Source organism: Nocardia sp. NBC_01377, assembly GCF_045040005.1.
Classification (GTDB): domain Bacteria; phylum Actinomycetota; class Actinomycetes; order Mycobacteriales; family Mycobacteriaceae; genus Nocardia; species Nocardia noduli.
Map to the genome: position 1 here is coordinate 2,479,586 of NZ_CP109566.1, position 14,545 is coordinate 2,494,130.

At 65.4% G+C, this 14,545-nt stretch carries 17 protein-coding genes and 3 pseudogenes; 6 read left to right on the forward strand and 14 right to left on the reverse strand.

Translation table 11 applies throughout. The features are described from left to right. Positions 1 to 56 precede the first annotated feature (56 nt). Positions 57 to 1,022, forward strand: a complete 966-nt coding sequence (locus OG225_RS11275; protein ID WP_405181618.1) for an Lrp/AsnC family transcriptional regulator — start codon at positions 57 to 59, stop codon at positions 1,020 to 1,022. A gap of 46 nt (positions 1,023 to 1,068) precedes the next feature. On the opposite strand, the gene OG225_RS11280 is transcribed toward OG225_RS11275, so the two are convergent. From OG225_RS11280 to OG225_RS11295, 4 genes are all read right to left on the reverse strand, one after another. Continuing rightward, on the reverse strand, positions 1,069 to 1,692 hold the full coding sequence (locus tag OG225_RS11280; RefSeq protein ID WP_405181619.1) for a TetR/AcrR family transcriptional regulator: 624 nt from the start codon (positions 1,690 to 1,692) through the stop codon (positions 1,069 to 1,071). Next, entirely contained in the window at positions 1,689 to 2,762 is a 1,074-nt protein-coding gene (locus OG225_RS11285; protein WP_405181620.1) for an NADP-dependent oxidoreductase, read from the reverse strand. The genes OG225_RS11280 and OG225_RS11285 overlap by 4 nt, the downstream gene beginning before the upstream one ends. Positions 2,763 to 2,857: 95 nt before the next feature. Then, positions 2,858 to 3,394, reverse strand: a complete 537-nt coding sequence (locus OG225_RS11290; protein WP_405181621.1) for a hypothetical protein — start codon at positions 3,392 to 3,394, stop codon at positions 2,858 to 2,860. Positions 3,395 to 3,519: 125 nt separating this feature from the next. Continuing rightward, on the reverse strand, positions 3,520 to 4,368 hold the full coding sequence (locus OG225_RS11295) for an IS5 family transposase (RefSeq protein WP_331758169.1): 849 nt from the start codon (positions 4,366 to 4,368) through the stop codon (positions 3,520 to 3,522). 326 nt (positions 4,369 to 4,694) lie between these two features. On the opposite strand from OG225_RS11295, the gene OG225_RS11300 reads away from it, so the two are divergent. Beyond that, entirely contained in the window at positions 4,695 to 5,306 is a 612-nt protein-coding gene (locus tag OG225_RS11300; protein WP_405181622.1) for a transposase, read from the forward strand. Between the two features lie 36 nt (positions 5,307 to 5,342). Here the strand turns inward: OG225_RS11300 and OG225_RS11305 are convergent. The 3 genes and pseudogenes from OG225_RS11305 to OG225_RS11315 form a co-directional block, all read right to left on the reverse strand. Continuing rightward, a pseudogene (locus OG225_RS11305) lies at positions 5,343 to 5,453 on the reverse strand (hypothetical protein); the annotation flags it as partial. 82 nt (positions 5,454 to 5,535) lie between these two features. Continuing rightward, on the reverse strand, positions 5,536 to 6,090 hold the full coding sequence (locus OG225_RS11310) for a GNAT family N-acetyltransferase (protein ID WP_405181623.1): 555 nt from the start codon (positions 6,088 to 6,090) through the stop codon (positions 5,536 to 5,538). After that, positions 6,087 to 6,488 (reverse strand): hypothetical protein, encoded by a 402-nt coding sequence (locus tag OG225_RS11315; protein ID WP_405181624.1) that lies wholly within the window; start codon positions 6,486 to 6,488, stop codon positions 6,087 to 6,089. The genes OG225_RS11310 and OG225_RS11315 overlap by 4 nt, the downstream gene beginning before the upstream one ends. 105 nt (positions 6,489 to 6,593) lie before the next feature. Here OG225_RS11315 and OG225_RS11320 point away from each other — a divergent pair. Together OG225_RS11320 and OG225_RS11325 are read left to right on the forward strand one after the other, a co-directional pair. Further along, positions 6,594 to 7,738, forward strand: a pseudogene (locus OG225_RS11320) (IS701 family transposase). Beyond that, complete coding sequence (locus OG225_RS11325; protein WP_405178874.1) at positions 7,735 to 7,899, forward strand: hypothetical protein; 165 nt, start codon at positions 7,735 to 7,737, stop codon at positions 7,897 to 7,899. The pseudogene OG225_RS11320 and the gene OG225_RS11325 overlap by 4 nt, the downstream one beginning before the upstream one ends. Here OG225_RS11325 and OG225_RS11330 read toward each other — a convergent pair. Continuing rightward, a complete protein-coding gene (locus OG225_RS11330) occupies positions 7,892 to 8,755 on the reverse strand; it encodes a helix-turn-helix domain-containing protein (RefSeq protein WP_405181625.1) in 864 nt (287 codons plus the stop codon). The two genes, OG225_RS11325 and OG225_RS11330, sit on opposite strands and share 8 nt — an antisense overlap. 243 nt (positions 8,756 to 8,998) lie before the next feature. Between OG225_RS11330 and OG225_RS11335 the strand changes: the two genes are divergently transcribed. Together OG225_RS11335 and OG225_RS11340 are read left to right on the forward strand one after the other, a co-directional pair. Further along, positions 8,999 to 9,310 carry a hypothetical protein gene (locus OG225_RS11335; RefSeq protein WP_405181626.1) on the forward strand — a complete coding sequence of 104 codons (312 nt, stop codon included), beginning with the start codon at positions 8,999 to 9,001 and terminating at the stop codon, positions 9,308 to 9,310. A 315-nt stretch (positions 9,311 to 9,625) separates the two neighbouring features. Beyond that, positions 9,626 to 9,739 (forward strand): annotated as a pseudogene (locus OG225_RS11340) (hypothetical protein); the annotation flags it as partial. Between the two features lie 115 nt (positions 9,740 to 9,854). Here the strand turns inward: OG225_RS11340 and OG225_RS11345 are convergent. The 6 genes from OG225_RS11345 to OG225_RS11370 all read right to left on the reverse strand — a co-directional run bounded on the left by OG225_RS11345 (position 9,855) and on the right by OG225_RS11370 (position 14,400). Further along, positions 9,855 to 9,995: a hypothetical protein gene (locus OG225_RS11345; protein ID WP_405181627.1), complete on the reverse strand. Its 141-nt coding sequence runs from the start codon at positions 9,993 to 9,995 to the stop codon at positions 9,855 to 9,857. A 175-nt stretch (positions 9,996 to 10,170) separates the two neighbouring features. Beyond that, positions 10,171 to 10,437 (reverse strand): hypothetical protein, encoded by a 267-nt coding sequence (locus OG225_RS11350; RefSeq protein WP_405181628.1) that lies wholly within the window; start codon positions 10,435 to 10,437, stop codon positions 10,171 to 10,173. A gap of 88 nt (positions 10,438 to 10,525) precedes the next feature. Further along, positions 10,526 to 12,019: a potassium transporter gene (locus tag OG225_RS11355; protein ID WP_405181629.1), complete on the reverse strand. Its 1,494-nt coding sequence runs from the start codon at positions 12,017 to 12,019 to the stop codon at positions 10,526 to 10,528. 591 nt (positions 12,020 to 12,610) lie between these two features. After that, positions 12,611 to 13,132 (reverse strand): DUF6764 family protein, encoded by a 522-nt coding sequence (locus OG225_RS11360; protein WP_405181630.1) that lies wholly within the window; start codon positions 13,130 to 13,132, stop codon positions 12,611 to 12,613. 97 nt (positions 13,133 to 13,229) lie between these two features. Continuing rightward, positions 13,230 to 13,502, reverse strand: a complete 273-nt coding sequence (locus tag OG225_RS11365) for a hypothetical protein (protein ID WP_405181631.1) — start codon at positions 13,500 to 13,502, stop codon at positions 13,230 to 13,232. A gap of 37 nt (positions 13,503 to 13,539) precedes the next feature. Then, complete coding sequence (locus tag OG225_RS11370) at positions 13,540 to 14,400, reverse strand: SigB/SigF/SigG family RNA polymerase sigma factor (RefSeq protein ID WP_405181632.1); 861 nt, start codon at positions 14,398 to 14,400, stop codon at positions 13,540 to 13,542. Positions 14,401 to 14,545: the final 145 nt, after the last annotated feature.

Genomic DNA, 14,545 nt, shown 5'->3' on the forward strand with positions numbered 1-14,545 from the left:
GTCCGGGCGATGCGTGCCGGTGTATCCGACGTTTTCGAGCAGGAGTAGCGGCCGAGATGACGAAATCGCTCATAGTCGATCCCCTCGATGTGCGACTGGTACAGGCGCTCCAACTCGACGGTCGCGCGAGTTTCAGCTCGATCGCGGAGGTACTCGATGTTTCGCCGCACACCGTCGCGCGTCGGTTCCGGCGCCTGCGTTCATCGGCTGGTCTGCGGATTCTCGGGAGGTTCGGTGCCGGTGAGGGCGAAAGGCCACGGTGGACGGTCCGGTTGCGCTGCGCGCCCGACACCGCCCAAGAGGTCGCGGGCGCCCTCGCCCGCCGAGCCGATACCTCATTCATCGTGCTCGTGCAGGGCGGCGCGGAACTGGTCTGCTTCATCGACTCCGAGGATGACAAGACCGCTGAATCGCTACTGCTGCGACAGTTGCCGCGCACGTCATCGATCGTCGCCGTCGACGCTCACCGGCTGCTGCACACCTTCTACGGCGGACCGGACGGATGGTTCGCCAAGATCGATGCCATGACCGCCGAACAGATTTCGGCACTGCGACCAATCGCGCGGACCCGCGTGTCCGCCCCGAAACCCGATTCCATCGATCGTGCCCTGGTGGCCGAGTTGAGCAGAGACGGACGCGCGGGCCATCCCAGGTTGGGAGCGGTAACCCGACTGTCGGAACCCAGCGTCCGGCGCAGGCTCACCCGGCTGTGCGACACGGGCACGCTGTACTTCGATATACAACTCGATCCGGGTCTACTCGGCTATCACATGATCGCGCTGCTGTGGCTCAGCACCACACCGGCCGCGCTCGAATCGGTCGGCGCCGAGCTCGCCGTGCATCCTGAAGTCGCCTTCGCCGCCGCCACCACCGGGCCGAGCAACCTAGTGGCCGCGGTGATCTGTCCGAGCGCCGAAGCCCTCTACACCTACCTCACCCACCGAATCGCCACCCTCGACGGAATCCAACGGATCGAGACCGCGCCCGTCGTTCGGCAGGTCAAACAACTGACCACCGGGTGAGCCGCGACGCATCAAATGGAAACGTCCGCCGACCTCGCCCGTCGGCTCAGCGGATGGGATCGGCGGGTGGTGCGGCGCCGACGGTCGCGGCGATGAGGTCGTCGGCGAGCGCCCGGAGCTGCGCGGCGGGGCCGCCGGTCGGGTACAGCCCGCCGACGGCGAACGCGCCGACGATCGCGATGGTCAGTTGGTCGGCGAGGCGTTCGGCGCGGTCGTGTGCCTCGGTGCCGAGTTCGGTGGTCAGCGTACCGAGTCTGCGGCGCAGTTCTTCCTGATGCGCGAGGCAGCGACGCCGGATCGATTCGTTTGCCTCGCTGTCGAATTCGGCGGCTGTATTGACGAACGCGCAGCCCCGGTAGCCTTTTCCGGTCGCGAGTCGTTGCATCCGGGCGAGTTGGGCATCGAGCTGTGCCCTCGGGTCGGGGTGGCGTGTCGCGGTCTCGTCCCAGGCCGCCCAGAATTGGTCGTCGCGGCGTTGTAGTACCGCGAGGACGAGATCGTCCTTGCTGGGAAACCGGCGATAGAGGCTGGCTTTGGCCATACCGGTCCGGCTGATCACTTCGTCGATGCCGACGGCATGAACGCCATTGGCATAGAAGAGGTCGGTGGCGACGTCGATGAATTTCTCGCGGACGGCAGGCCCGCGCAGTTGTTTGGCCTTCTCGCTCATATCGATTCGGGGGTGACCTCGATGGCGGCTTTGCCGAATCCTTCGCGTCGTCGCACCCATTGCTGTGCCTCGACGGCATGGGCGAGTGCGAACCTCGCACCGACGACGACGCGGAGCCGCCCCGCGTCGGTCAGTGCCGCGACCGCGTCGAGAGTGGCGGAATCCGGTTCGACCAGGCACGAGACCGCTCGTATCCCCAGTGCGTCGGCGGCGGCCCGATAGTTCGGTATCGACCAAGCGCAGGCGAGCGCGACAGTGCCGCCTGCTGCCGTCAGATCGAACAGCGACCTGCCGAAATCGTGTCCTACGAGGTCGATCACCGCGTCGACCTCTTCGATAGCGCGCACCGCCGAGGGATCGGCGTAGTCCACGCATGATGTGGCACCCAGGTCGGACAGAAGTCGGTGGTATCGGGGACGGGCGAGGGCGATCACGATGGCGCCCCGGGCAACGGCCAACTGCACCGCCAGGTGGCCCACTCCGCCCGAGGCGCCGCTGACCAGTACGCGCCGACCGGCCGACACCTCGCACGCGTCGAGCATCTGCCACGCGGTCAGCGCGGCCATCGGCAGACAGGCGCCTTCGGCGAACGAACTCGACACCGGCATCGAGGCCAAGTGGAAAGCCGGTGCGGTCAGGTATTCGGCATAGGCGCCCGCGGGGTAGGGGAACGACGCAAGGCCGAACAGTCGGTCGCCGACCGCGTGGCGGGTGACCCCGTACCCGAGGGCGTCCACCACGCCCGCGACATCCCATCCGGGGACGAACGGCAGGCGCATCGACTGCTCGTAACCCGCGTTGAGCCCGGTGTATATGTCGATCGGGTTCACGCTGGTGGCCCGCACCGCGATACGGACTTCGCCCGCAGCGGGTTCAGGCCGTGTGATGTCGACGACGTGCAACGGCGCGTTCCATTGCTCGTGCAGGGCAGCCCGCATCGTGGTGTCGCCGCGTCGGCGGGCGCCGACGATCATGTCGCCCGAAACAGGTGGGAAGCGGCGCCGCCATCTCGGTCGCCCGATGATGTCGATGGCTTTCCTCGCCTCCAACACCTGTCCACTCGCGATCACTCGCCTTCCCTGTTCGATATCGAGACCGATCTGTCTAGATAAGATAGAGGCCGAGGCTCACGGGCATCAACAGTCGCGTGCGCCTGTAGGTGGGGTCAACGGGCCAACTTCAGCGACTTGCAGGCCTGGATCTCGTTCACGAGCGCGTCCTTGTCGGTCACATACACATTGACCGTGCATTGGTGGAACTTGTCGCCATCGGGAACGAGTGCGGTCACGAGCACATTCGACGTGGACTGCGTCGCCACGTAAAACCCTTTGCCGCCCGCGATTTCGATGTCTTCGACAACGGTGGTGTCGGCCGCGCCGGTGCCACCTCGCGCGAATTCGCGACGGCTCGCGACGAACTCGGGTGTCGCGGGGAACGATTCGGTTCGGATCACCAGATCCTGTGCCGCCTTCGGTTCGGCCGCGCGCGCGAAGATGACCTTGTCGGTCGATTCCTGTGCGGTCGTGCCCGTCGGGGCAGAGAAGCAGAAGCCGCTCTTGGCCCGATACGGGCAGTCGGCGCTCGAGGATGTGGTGGTCGCGGCGGCAGCGCTGCTGGGATTGTCGGTCGCCTGGTCGTCGTTCGACGCGCAGCCCGCGGCGACAATACATGCGGCAAGGACGAGGAATTTGTTGATCTTCACGCACTGTCTTCCTCGCGGCGTGCGCATCCGTTAACGGGCCCGCTCGACATCGTCATATCGCAGCTACGCGGTGTCCGTTCGTACCGCACGTCCTGCCTGATGTACCTCAGAGGGCGTCTGGGATCTCATGTGGCTGGTGTGCTGGCGTGAGCCAGTCGTCGGGTGAGGGTGTGGATGGCAGCGATGTAGACCATGGCTTCGTGGTGGTCGGGGCGGGTTTCGTAGTCGCGGACGCATCGGCGGTGTTTGACGAGCCAGCCGAATGTGCGTTCGACTACCCAGCGGCGTGGCAGGACTTCGAACCCGGTGGCGGTGTCGCTGCGTTTGACGATCTGAATAGTTTGGGCGAGAACAGATTTCGTCCAGATGACCAGTCGCCCGGCGTAGCCGCCGTCGGCGAATACGTGCGTGATGGTGGCGAAGCGGGCCGCGACAGCGGCCAGCAGTCGGTGCGCGGCGTCGCGGTCCTGGATCGAGGCGGCGGTGACCACGACGGCCAGCAGTAGCCCGCTGGTATCGGTGGCGATGTGGCGTTTGCGGCCTTTGATCTTCTTGCCCGCGTCGTATCCGGCCGTACCCGCTGCGACGGTGTCGGCGCCGCGCACGGTCTGCGAGTCGATCACCGCCGCGGTCGGCTGCGGCGCCCGACCGGCGGCGACTCGGGCACGATCACGCAGTGCATCGTGGATACGTTGCCATGCACCGGCTTTCGTCCATCGCCGGTAGATGTCGTACACGGTTTTCGCAGGTGGGAAATCGTGCGGCAGCTGCGCCCACGCGATCCCGCCGCGCGACAGGTAGAAGATCGCGTCGCACACCAGCCGCCGCGACCACTTTTCGTGTCGGCCGCCCTTACCGGCGGTGTTGCCTGGTGGCGGAAGCAGCGGCTCCAGGATCGCCCACTGCGGGTCGGTCAGCGACGAAGACGGATAGAACGGGCACTTCGGCGACTCGCCGTGGGCTGGGCACGACAAGCACAAGCAGGTAAGCGACACTGGCACAGGGACTCTCGGTGTGACGTCTTGGTGTGGAAACCTCAGTCGTACCGGGAGTCCCTCTACATATCCGGCGTCACACGCCAGCCGGTGACCGAGATCTCAGACGCGCTCTCAGACCCTCGAGAATCTGCGGGCACGGGAAACCGCTCTTCGCGGTGGCCGATGGACCGATGTGACAGCGGCCAGGTGCCTTGTTTTGACCGTGGTGAGGACGGGAGGGTACGCCACAACCGGAAGCTGACCGGTATGTCGGTCAGCAAGTGCGCCTCATCCGGGGGCGTCGGGGACTGACCCAACAGGTCTTGGCCGATAAACCACTTGGGCTCGCGGGCGCCGGCACTCTGGAACTGCTGGCCAAGGCACCCGATCCGGCCGCCGCAGCACGGCTGACAATCAGCCAGATCACCGCCGCGCTCAAGCGGGCACGACGCCGTGACGTGCCCGCCAAGGCCGCCGCGATCCAAGCGACGCTACGCACCGAGGATCTGGGCCAGGCCGACATCGTCGCTATCGCCTACGCTGGGCGGGCACCACAGCCGACGGCGGCGATCATCGACTGTCAATCGGTACAAGGCGCCGACACGGTGCCTGTTCGCAGCCGCGGCTACGACGCCGGGAAGAGGACCAACGGCCGCAAACGACACATCGCGGTCGACAGCCTCGGGCTGTTACTGGTCGTCGTGGTCACCGTCGCCTCGATCCAGGACCGTGACGGCGCGATCCGGCTGCTCGCCGCGATGCGCGCGAAGTTCGCGACCGTGTTGCTGGTCTGGGGCGACGGCGGCTATGCCGGGCGGCTTGTCGAATGGTCGAAATATGTACTCGCACTTTCTGTTCAGGTCGTCAAACGCACCGAGAACACCAGCGGATTCAAGGTATTGCCCCGACGTTGGGTCGACACCGAGATCGCGTAGGTCGTCGATCAGCGCGGTGACCAGACCGGTCCCGATGCGTTGACGGCGCATGTCGGTGGCGACGGCGGTGTCGAGCAGGAACGCGTGTGCTCCGCCGTCGTTGCAGGATGAATTACTGCGGCTGCAAACCGAATTGGGCAAGACCATCGTGTTCGTCACCCACGATTTCGCCGAGGCGGTGAAACTGGGCGACCGATGCACCGCGGAGAGCTTCTCCCAAGCTGGGAGATCAGGACAGTGCGCGTACCAACGCATCGAAGGTCGGCGCGTCGTCCCACCTCGGGGTCAGCGTCCCGACTCGCGACCAGCCCCAACGCCGATAGGCGGCATATGCGCGCTCGTTGTCCGGCCGAACGAGCAATGTTCCTCGCTGTTCACCACGCGGACGAAGCAATTCGTCGTGCAAGCTGTGAGCGAGCCCCTTCCCGGCGTGATCGGCGTCGACCATGATCTCGCTGAGTGCGAAGGTACGTTTCCCGTCTTCGGCAACGAATTCAGCTCGATCGATGGTGGCGTCATCGAGTTCGAGCCCGCCCCACCATGCCGATTCCGTCCCCAACGGCCAGCCCCACGACTGTCCGACAGCGATATCGGAAATGTGGGCGATCACCAGATCGAAACCGGCACCCCGGGTGTAGGCGTCGAATCGCTTCCCGAACGCGTCCGCCGACTCGAACGGATCCCCCGACGCAATCGCATCGACGTATGACCGAGTGAAGATGTCCAGCACCGTGTCTCGGATTTCGCGCGCCTCGACCGAGTTGTAGCGGCGGAACTCGATCACGTGGTCACCTTCTCGGCCTCGAGTGCGTCGAATCGCGCGCAGAATTCGGATGCGGCGGGAAGTTTCCGCACTGCTTGTCGCACCGGCCTCAGCGCCGTCAGGGTTCGGGGAGAAGTCACCGCGGATTCCAACTGCTCGAGCACTGGTGTACCTCCCTCCAGCGCGCCGTCCAAATCGCCGACTCGGGCGCGGCCCGACGCAGCCCACGCCCATGTGTTCGCGGTGTTGCCGGGGCTGGCGTGCTCGGTCACCGCGACTTCGAAGAGGGCGAGGGCCGCGCGATGTTTGCCGACATCGGCGCAGCCTCGGGCTTCGTGCCCGCGGACCTCTTGGGGGGTGACGAACCTCAGCCACGCTGGGCAGTCACCGATCGGTTCGAACTGTTCGGCGCGCTCCAACTCTCGCCACGCCGTAGCGATGGCTCGACTGAAACCGTCACGGTCTCCCAGGACGCCTAGTACTGCAACGGCACTCGGTTGAGTGTGTGCTGGTAGATCTGGCATGTGGTGTTGGATCGTGTTGTGGCCGAGTTGGATTCGTTGATGTCTCGGATAGGTTCCCGGTTCGCGCGGTCCGAGCCGCGGCAGCGGGCGCGGGAGTACGTGTCGGGCCTGCTGGCCGGTTTGGAACGCAAGAACGGGTGGACTCTGGCCGAACGCGCTGGTGAGGGGTGCCCGGACGGGATGCAGCGGCTGCTGCGCAAAGCCGATTGGGATGTCGAGGGGGTGCGTGACGATGTGCGGGACTACGTGGTCGAACACCTCGGCGACCCTGACGCTGTGCTGGCCGGTGACGAGACCGGGTTCTTGAAGAAGGGCACCAAATCTGCTGGGGTGCAACGCCAATACTCGGGCACAGCCGGGCGTACGGAGAACTGTCAGATCGGGGTGTTCCTGGCGTACGCGTCGAAGCAGGGGCACGCGCTGATCGATCGGGAACTCTATGTTCCCGAGTCGTGGACCAGCGATCGCGAGCGTTGCCGCGACGCTGGGATTCCCGACGAGGTCGAGTTCGCCACCAAACCCCGGCTGATGATCGCCATGCTCGAACGCGCGTTGGCCGCGAAGGTGCCGTTCGGGTGGTTCACCGCCGATGAGGCCTACGGGCAGGCCGGTTACCTACGGGACTGGTGCGAAGACCACGACGTGTTCTACGTGATGGCCACCCGCTGCGACCACCAGATGGCCACCCGCGCCGACCGTGTCGCGCGCGCCGATGATCTGGTCGCCGAGTTCGGCGGCCGCACCTGGCAGCGGCTCTCGGTCGGCGCCGGCGCGCACGGACCGCGCGAATACGACTGGGCGCGCCGCCAAATCGAGGGCACCTGGGCCGCCGGGCGAGGACACTGGCTGCTGGCGCGACGTTCGCTCACACCCAACAGCAGAGGCGAACTCGAGATCGCCTACTACATCTGTTACGGCCCCGCCACCGCCCGGCTGGTCGATCTGGCCTGGACGGCCGGGTCACGCTGGCATGTGGAAGAGGCGTTCCAGCAGGCCAAGGGGAAGCCGGACTCGATCACTACCAAGTCCGCAGCTGGCGGGCCTGGCACGCCCACATCACCCTGTCGATGCTCGCCCTGGCATGGCTCGCCGCGTCGAAAACCCTTGCTGCAAAAGGGGAACCAGTGACCTCGACGAGGGCATGATCGCTCTCACGCTACCGGAGATCCGCCGCCTGCTCATCGCGTTCGTCCTCACCCCACGCCATGCCGCCGATCACATCTGGTCATGGTCGACCTGGCGACGACGACGCCAGCACCAAGCCCGCCTCAGCCACTACCGGCGACGCGGACATCCACTTACCTGAGCGCCGAGTGCCGTTGCAGTACTAGTGCGGACGCTTCCCTGACGGCGATCAATGCATGGATGCGCGACGGCGGCTTTCGGTGCATGGCGTCGGCGGCACGGCTGATCAGCGGCAGTGCGCGAGAGGCGGAGCATTGCCCGTTGCGGGCCGACGAGATCGGCTGCGACGAGGCGGTGAGGCACGCGCGTGCGATCAGTCCGTCATCGTCCGCGGTAGCCGCCAAGGACAAGGCTTCTGTGAAGCATCGGCGGGCGAGGGCATGTTGGTGGCTGTCGTAGGCCAACCAACCGGTGGTCGTGGCGAGATGACCGACAGCGGACATGAGCATCCGGCCGGTATCACCATCGAAGGTGCCACTGTCCAGTAGCGCGAGCCCTCTGTCGAGTGCGCCTTGTGCGTCGCCGACCAGGCCCACACCCCCCGATCGTTGGGCGGCCGCGCTCAGCTCGGCGGCGATCCCCTCCAAACGGATGGCGTCGCTTCCGCCGACGCGGGCCGGGGCGAGGCTCGTCGCGGCGGCAGCGAGTGCGAGTGTGCCGAGAGTGCGCCGTCGCATGTCGTGCTCCTCATCGGCCGCGGAGGTCGCGGCCGCAGTTCCAGGGTGCCTGCTTCGGTCCGACTCTGCTTCGGTCAACGCGGCTGTGAAGCGCGCGAGTTGTTCCGAGGACAGCTCGGCGAGTGTCGTATCGAGAGTGGCGGCCCGGTCGCCGAGGACAGCGCGCGAGCCGCCGTGTTCCCACTTCTGCACGGTCGACGTCGCCCAGCCGAGGCGTTCGGCGAACTGCTCGCGAGTCATGCGCAGCGCCGCTTCGCGCAGTGCCCGAACTTCGACGGCCGTCCACGTGTTGACGATCATCCAGCCCCCTGCGCTCGCCCGAAATCGCCTGTATCGGAATCGTATCGGCAGCGCGTGTTTCGCGCGCTGGTCTCGAGTACCTGCGACCGAGAGGCTGGATTCGAGCCCGCTGCCGGATCGACACCGCGCCGCTTACTCATCCGGTGCACACCACCGGGCCCGCGCGGGCGAGTGCTCCGGCGGCGGATGCCGTTCGAATCGGACTGGAGGCGTGGGCTTGTGGATGCTGTGGGAGTGGTCAGTGTGGATCTGACCGAAGACATCGGAGCGAAACTTCCGATACTCGACCGGATCGCGGCCCAGCACGGCGTGTCGATCGCCGACGTCCTGACGATCGACCCCGGCGAACAGGGGTGGGTGTTCCGATTGCTCGAACGGGTGAATGTTCTCGGTGCTCACGCTGTTGTCGTCGAGAGTTTCGAGCATGTGCACGGTCTCGAGCGTGCGGTGACGGGTGTGGCCGATCTGCACAGCCTGTTCGGGTCGGTGCGCTACGCCGGCTACGGGGCGGGGCACACCCGGCCGTCGGCTGCGGGCGAGGGGACCGGGCTGTGAGCGTCATGGAGTGGGCTGGGGTACACGGTCGCGATCGGGGTGCCGCTGTTCGTGCTGCAGTGGGTGGTGTTCTGGCCGTCGAAGCGCAGCGGGCCGAGTGTCGATGACATCACCGACCGGATCGCGCGGGAGGATCGGCAGCCAGAGCCGCGGCGTCGAGGCACGCGGCCCCGGGATGGTCGCCAGTGACGGATTGTTCGATATCCGCCGAGATCGAGAGATCTCGGCGATCGGGTTGGGGATGTCCTGGCCGTTCGATCCCTGTGCCCAGCGTATCGAGAGGTTGTCGCCCCGGCCCACGGCTGTTGATGCACCATTGGGCCCCATGGGACCTCCGACACCGCCGGTGAGCCGGAGTCCCGTGCCCGGTACCGCGAGGTTCTCGACAGCGCCGCTGCGACCGATGCCCTCGCGCCCGTGTCCGAGCTTCTCGACGGTGGCGTTGTGGCGCTGTTGTGCTTCGAGCACGACCACGCCGAGTGCCACCGCGACTCGTCGTGCATCGACTTCTGGAAGTCCGCCCCAACGCCGCGGTGGTGCACGTCTAGAACAAGGCCAGCTCCGTCTTCGGGTACCAGACGCCGAGGACGGAGAAGGAGCGACGGTGTTGGTTCTGGTTGCCGACATAGAAGTGGACGTCGCGGTCGGGGGAGAGCATCGTGTCGCGCCATTTCTCATGGAGCATCTGTCGAGCTCGGATGTCTCCGTTGGACTTCGGCCACCTTCGCCCGGCTTGTCCTGCCTCCCAGTCGAGTACTTTCTGGTTGTGGTCGTGGTCGTGGCATTTCGGAGCCTCGGAGCGGTACCTGTATCGCACGGTGCCCCCGTGGAAGCAGGCGCGTCCACGGGGGCGAGGCTGATCATTCCTCCGGGGCTACAACCCACAGGGCGGTTTCGACGAAGTCTTCCACGTCGTCACGACCCGGTCCGAAAACCCATATCTCCGGACCGCCCTGAGAGGTGTCGATTTCCGCCCGGACGGTGTCGTCCTCGGACCACAGACGGATCTCGTCGCCGTCGTGAAAGACGAGCACGGTTTCCGACGAATCTTCACGACTCTCTACCAGATATTCGGCCAGGACTTCGGACAGTCGCTGACGCAGGCTCTCGACTGTCGGCACGGTCATCGCACTCCCCGGATCGGCTGCCGGACACAGCAACCGGCTCGCGGGTAATCCTGCACTACGGACCGGAACCCGGCGCATCGACCCGGATTCAGGAGCCGACGGCTACCCCGTGGCTCAGTGGGCCGCAGCGAATATCGAATCGTTCACGCATGGTGTCCAGGGTCTGGCGGAGGTGCTCGCGTCCGCGACGGTGGGTGAGCAGGAACCGCGTTGTGCCGATTATCCGGCGCGGCAGGGGATACCAGTGATCGAGGTCGAGTCCGCAGTCGAGCAGCACCTTGTTCGGGACGCTGTCGGCGATCAGGCTGAGGTTGTGCATGGTCAGCGACCCGAGTGCGTACGGCAATGCCGCGTTCGATTTCTTCTTCAGGGCCGCAGCGTCGAGTTCGTACAGGGGGATCTCCCCGAGTTTGTCCAGGAACAGCAGGTGGGTCAGGAAATAGCCCATGTACGACGTCAGGTGGTGTGTGGCAGAGCGCGGCTGCACCGAGACGACCGCGCCGCTGTCGGAAACGTAGGGTTCGTAGGGGAGATCGTGACGCAGGATGTATCCGGTGCAGTTCACTATCCAGCTGCCCGGCTGAATCGTCTTCGTCGATCCGCTACGGAACACCAGGTTGGTATCGCCGTTGCGGTCGACGGCGTCGACGACGTGATCCGTGATCACGTCGTTCAGGCCCGCGGCGATGGTCTCGTTCTCCGATTCGGACAGTATGCCCAGCAGGAAGTTGCCCGTGGTGGGGGTCAGCCAGGTGCCGTAGGTGGTGCGCAGCCAGGTCGCGATATCGGCCTCGTTTGTTCCGTCGAAGCGCCGACCCAGTTCCGTGAAAATTCCGGAAGTCATTGTGCCGCTCCACCATCGTCGGCCGCCGGTGGGGAACAGACGGTCGCGGCTCGAAAAGAACGTGCCCGAACCCGCGACGAGATTCACTTCCCGGCCGGGGTATTCCGTGATCAGCGCGTGGGCGGTATCCATCGCGGTCTTTCCGCCGCCGACGATCCACACGGGAGTATCGCTCGACCGCATCTCGTCCCCTCGCATGTCACAGAAGTCGGGTGAGACCGACACGACACGTGAGCTGGAGATCTCGAGCGGGTCGTTGGGCACAACCCCGAATCCGCCGGCTTTGATCAGTCGCTTCGCTTCTACGACCATGAGTCGGCCGTCCGACGACGTGCAGTGCATCCGCACGAGCCCGGCGGTCTCGTGATGTGACTCCAGCGCCCAGCCGAAGTACGGATCCACCCGCACTCGCTGCTTCGCAACCTCGAGGCAGTGGTCGAAGTGGGCGAGCACCTCGTCCTTTGTTGCCAGGTACGAGCGATCTCGGCCGAGAGTCCATTCGATGTTGCCCGCGGTGAACAGGCCGTGCGGTTGGTGGAGCCGCACATAGTCGTAGGTGTCGACCCACATACCGCCGGAACGATCGCGGCGATCGATGAGGATGACCTTCTGCGAGTGAGACATGTACCGACTGGCGACGAACAGGGCATTGATCCCGGTGATCCCGGCTCCGACGATGCAGAGGTCGCAGCACTCCACCCGAACGGACGTCTCGGCCGACGCGGCACCATTTGTCACCGCAACCTCCTGGGAGAATTCGGGGCAACAGCCGTTCTGGGCTGTTGTGCCGTCTGATCCGCTATTTATTGCGGACAAGTGGCTATCAGTCGATCTTCCTCGTTGTGGCGATGAATGTCACTGATGATTTGCTGCGCTAAATTCCTGCCTGCGGAAGAAATATTCTGTCCAGTGCCAATCCTTCGATGTGTCGCCTGGCGGTCGAGCGCGAATCGCAGTGAATCATGTTGCTGAAGAACATATCTGAGCTACTCGAGTGGTTGTGCCCGAAAAGGGATGGCCTGAAAATTTCGTCGCTACATGAATAACGGTACAGAATTGAATCATATCCACGGTCGAATATCATTTGCTGTGGTCTGGCCGAAACCGAGCTGTTCGAGCACCGCCGCGAAGATTCTGGTCAAATGATCGCGGGGTTGGGTCGGATGCTGAAACGGAGATTCCAACTATTCGAATTTCTTGCCCCGCCGATGTTTCGAGACCTCATTCGGTCGGACCTTCAGGCAATTTCGCACATCCGCCTGTACGTCGGATTTCGTGGCAACCACGATCGGCGCCGCTCTCCGAAGCGCGAGCATCGCGCGGCGAACGTTATCGCGGCAGTGACGCCCAGGTTCCGAACGGTGTCCCCACGCACGTGGCCCCGGTGCCCTCATCCCAGGCGATCGCTCCCGCACCCAAGCACTGCACCGAGCCCTCGACCGCGCCGACCTGAGCGCGGGAACCGAAGAACGCGATCGCCACCGCTCTCGCCGCTCCGTCGGCCGGGTCGTCGTCGGTTACCGAACTCGAGGCCATCGCGTCGGGACCGAAGCCCAACGCGAGCGGAACACCGCCCGATCCCTCGCTGGCTCCGACACCCCCTGCTATGCCGACCCCGAGGGACGACGCGCCCAGCGTGGCGCGGGCGTAGCCGACTCCGCCGTATCCGGCCGCATGGGCCTGTCCTGCTTCGTCACCGACGGCGCGGCATCCGGTGTCACCGTCGACGATGGTGTCGTCGGCACCGAATTCGGCGGTGCAGTGCACCGCGGAGGTGGCGACCGCGGCGGGGACGGTCAGAGACGCGCCCACCGCGGCGGTCGAGCAGAGAATCGCACCGATGAACCTCATGGACAGCCTCGTTTCCGCCGCGTGCAACCGGCGCGCCGACTGCACGCGGTCCTGTTCAGGTGGCTACCCGGAGGTCGGTCCGGCAAACACGCGCGCTTCATGCCTGGAAGGGCACGGTATTTCCGGCGGCGTCGCGCGTGTTCGCCTCGGCTTCGACGGCGGCGGCGAGGTCGGCGACGGTCTTCCAGGTGCGTGGCGGTTCTGCCTCGAAATTCCCGATGGTGTACCAGGATTCGGTCTCGCGATAGCGGACCAGCCCTTTGCCGGTGTCGTCGACGGTGACATCGAGATCGCCCGATATCGTGCCCTCTTCCTCGGTGAGAACGGCTGCCTTGGCGGCGATCTCGTTGATTTCGGTGCTGTCGATCATCTGAACTCCTCGCGCGGCACGATCCGAGACCGCGATGTCAGGCCACACGGCGGCGGATATGGGTGACTGTGGCCGGTTTCTGCTCGATGTCGGGATCGGCGAGGGCTTGCTCGCGCAGCTGCGTGAACAGGCGCGTCAGCTTTCGCGAGACCTGCATCTGGGAGACATCGAGCCGTTCGGCGATCTCGGATCGGGACAGATTCTCCGAGAACCGCCACACCAGTAGTTGGCGTTGTTCGGCGGGAAGGGCTTCCAGCAGTGGCCGGACGGTCATCGCGTCTTCGAGTTGCCGGTAGGAGGTGTCCTCGGCTCCCATGCGGGCCACGACGGGGTTGTCACCTTCGCCGTTCTCGTCGTGGAAGGGCGTGTCGAGGGAATCGGCGCGGTAGGCGTTGGCCGCGACCAGCGCGTGGGTGACCTCGCCGCGGTCGAGGTCGAGTTCGGCGGCGATCCCCGACGGACGCGGCATCCGGCCCAGTCGCTGCGCCGGCATCTCGGTCGCGGGCCCGATCTTGGCGTGGACTTCCTTGGTGCCGCGCGGCACTCGCACCGACCAGGACTGGTCGCGGAAATGACGACGAACCTCACCCATGATCGTCGGGACCGCGAACGACAGGAAACTCGAACCGTGCGAGGGGTCGAAACGGTCGACCGCCCCGACCAACCCGAGGTAGGCGACCTGGCGCAGGTCGTCGTCATCGATTCCGCGACCCCGGAACTTGCGGGCGATATTCTGCGCCAAGGGCAGACACCGCCGCATGATCTCTTCGCGGATCACCCGGCGTCGGGGGTCCGATTCGTCGAGGGCACCGAGTTCGTCGAACCGGGGCTCGATGTCGTCGTAGGAATCGCCACTGCCGCGGGGCGATGAGGACGTCGTGTTCGGGTATTCGGTCATCGAGATCAACTCCGCCTGCTGCCGGGAACGACTTCCGTTTCACGCCCGGTTATCCTGCGAAAACGATCTCAAACGCCGCCGATCGTAGGAATTCTTCCTATCGACGTGCCCGTAGGCCGTTGTGAAACCCTGCCGCATCCGTGAT